Source organism: Flavobacterium sp. ST-158 (genome assembly GCF_058309975.1).
Genome location: NZ_JBZEEN010000029.1, coordinates 1 through 1412 on the forward strand (window position 1 = coordinate 1; position 1412 = coordinate 1412).

General features: G+C 36.1%; 1 protein-coding gene. It reads left to right on the plus strand.

Annotated features, from left to right (window positions below; all coding sequences use genetic code 11):
* On the plus strand, positions 1-1412 hold a 1412-nt coding region (locus AC4FRF_RS17530; RefSeq protein ID WP_491161592.1), incomplete at both ends, for a sodium:solute symporter family transporter.

Genomic DNA, 1412 nt, shown 5'->3' on the forward strand with positions numbered 1-1412 from the left:
ATGAGTGGAGAAGGTTTCTTCTTAGGAATTGCTGTTGCCGCTTACGAGTGGATTGCTGCGATTGCTTTAATTATCATTGCCATTTGGTTTATTCCTGTTTATTTGAAAAACAAGATTTATACCATGCCACAATTCTTAAAAACAAGATACAACGAAACTACAGCGTTGATTATGGCTGTTTTCTGGTTGTTTTTGTATGTTTTTGTAAACTTAACTTCTATTTTATACCTAGGAGCTGTTGCTATTAACGGATTAGCAGGAGGAGATTACCTTCATGTTATTATGTTAGGGTTGGCTGTATTTGCTTTGATTATCTCTCTTGGAGGTATGAAAGTAGTTGCTTATACTGATGTTATCCAAGTTGCGGTTTTGATTATTGGAGGTTTGGTAACTTCTTATATTGCCTTAACAACAGTTGGACAATATTTTGGAGTGGGTCAAGATGCTATCGCTGGTTTTAAAGTGTTAATGCGTGAAGCACCAGAGCATTTCAAAATGATTATTCCAAGACCAACGGCTACTTCTACTCAGTTAGAAATTGATAAATACCTTACTTTTCCTGGAGTTTTATCTTATTTAGCAGGTATCTGGATTATCAACTTGAACTATTGGGGATGTAACCAGTATATCACACAAAGAGCTCTTGGAGCAGATTTACAAACGGCACGTACAGGTATTTTATTTGCAGGTATGTTAAAATTATTAATGCCAGTTATTGTAATGTTACCTGGTATTGCAGCTTATGTATTGTATCAAGGAGGGCATTTGCCACAGTTAGTAGGAGGAAAAGATGGAGCTTATTCAGCGATGTTAACTTTCTTACCAACAGGATTAAAAGGATTGTCAGTTGCCGCTTTAACAGCAGCTATCGTAGCTTCGTTAGCAGGTAAAGTAAATAGTATTTCGACGATTTATACTCTAGACGTTCATAAAAAATACATTCAAAAAGAAGCTGGTGAGAGACAGCAAGTAAATATTGGTAGATTAGCTGTTTTTGCAGCTATGGTTTTAGCTGTAATGTTTACCTGGAATGATGTATTAGGAATTGGTGGAGTAGGTGGATTTACGTATATTCAAAAATATACCGGATTTATTAGTCCGGGAGTATTTGCTATGTTCTTCTTAGGGATGTTCTGGAAGAGAACAACAGGAACCGCTGCTATTGTGGGAGTGTTAGCAGGATTCTTATTGTCTGTTTTATTCAATGAATATGCACCAGCAATGTTTGGAAACGAAACTTTCTTATACACGGCTTATGCTAATGGAAAAGGAGCTTTTGAGATTCCATTCCACATTTGTATGGGATTATCATTCTTGTTTACAATGATTTTGATGATTGGAGTGAGTTTTGCAGGACCAAAAGTGAATCCAAAAGCATTCGAATTGGATACTGAAATGTTTAAGGTTAAACC